Annotated in this window: 2 protein-coding genes; both read right to left on the bottom strand. The window is 65.8% G+C overall.

The genetic code is table 11. The features are described 5' to 3' along the window. A partial coding sequence (locus RNA01_RS23180) for a fumarylacetoacetate hydrolase family protein (RefSeq protein WP_147182438.1) occupies nucleotides 1–826 on the bottom strand: 826 nt, incomplete at its 3' end. A gap of 24 nt (nucleotides 827–850) precedes the next feature. Next, a partial coding sequence (locus tag RNA01_RS23185; RefSeq protein ID WP_147182439.1) for an SDR family oxidoreductase occupies nucleotides 851–1,580 on the bottom strand: 730 nt, incomplete at its 5' end.

Below are 1,580 nucleotides of genomic sequence, written 5' to 3' on the forward strand. Positions count from 1 at the left end.
TCTGCTTTTGGGTTCCGAGACCTTCGATGCCGAGTTCGACGGTGTCGCCGGGCTTGAGATAGCGGGGAGGCTTCATGCCCATGCCGACGCCGGGGGGCGTACCGGTGGAGATGACGTCGCCCGGATGCAGGCTCATGAACTGGCTGAGGTAGGAGACGAGGAAGGCGATGCCGTAGACCATGGTGGCCGAGGTGCCGTTCTGCATCTTCTCGCCGTTGACAGTCAGCCACATGGACAGGGCCTGCGGATCGGCGATCTCATCCTTCGTCACCAGCCAGGGGCCGATCGGGCCGAACGTGTCGCAGGACTTGCCCTTGGTCCACTGGCCGGCGCGCTCGGTCTGGAAGGCGCGCTCGGAGACGTCGTGGGAGACGCAATAGCCGGCGACATAATCGAGAGCTTCGGCCTCCGAGACATACTTGGCGGTCTTGCCGATGACGACGCCAAGCTCGACCTCCCAGTCGGTCTTCTCCGAGCCGCGCGGGATCAGCACATCGTCGTTCGGGCCGACGATCGCCGAGGTCGCCTTCATGAAGATGACCGGCTCGGGCGGCACCGCCATGCCGCTTTCGGCGGCGTGGTCGGAATAGTTGAGGCCGATGCAGATGAACTTGCCGGTGCCGGCGACACAAGGACCGATGCGTCCGTCCGCCGGCAGTTCCGGCAGCGAGGCGGGGTCGAGGGCGGCGATCTTCGACAGGCCTTCGGGCGAGAGAACAGCCCCGCCGATATCGGCCACATAGGCGGAGAGATCGCGGATCTTGCCGTTCTGGTCGAGAATGGCCGGCTTTTCCTGGCCGGGTTGTCCGACGCGCATCAGTTTCATGGAAGGTATCCTTTTCGAAGAAGATTAAATGGTCCAGCCGCCGTCGATGGCGAAGGCCTGGCCGGAGGTATAGGTGGCGCCGGCAATATAGACGGCGAGATCGGCGATCTCTTCGGGTGTGCCGAGGCGTCCCATCGGCTGACGGGCGATGAAGGCGGCGCGCGCGGCGTCATAGTCGCCCTGGGCGCGCATGCGATCCTGCAGCGAGGGGCTTTCGACCGTGCCGGGGCAGATGGCGTTGCAGCGGATGCCCTGGGTCACATAGTCGGCGGCGACCGACTTGGTCAGCCCGACGACGGCGGCCTTGGTGACGGTGTAGGCGCAACGGTTGGGCACGCCCTTCACCGAGGAGGCGACCGAGGCCATGTTGATGATCGAGCCCGAGCCGCGCTCCAGCATGGCGGGGAGCACGGCGCGGATGGTGCGGATCATGGCGCGCACATTGAGGTCGAAGGCGAAATCGAGATCGGCGGCGGTCATCTCCATGACCGTGCCGCTATGGACGACGCCGGCGCAGTTGAACAGCACGTCGAAAGGCCCGGTTTCAGAGACGATGGCCTCGACCGCCTCGTCCTTCAGCACGTCGAGCACGCGGGTCTCGATCGCAAGGCCGGCCTTCCTGGCCTCGGCCGACAGGCTGTCGAGCGCTTCCGCATTGATGTCGGTCGCCACCACACTTGCACCCGCGCGGGCGAAGGCAAGCGCGCTCGCACGCCCGATCCCCTGGCCCGAAGCGGTGATCAGGGTACGCTTG

Source organism: Paenirhizobium naphthalenivorans, assembly GCF_007992095.1.
Classification (GTDB): Bacteria; Pseudomonadota; Alphaproteobacteria; order Rhizobiales; family Rhizobiaceae; genus Allorhizobium; species Allorhizobium naphthalenivorans.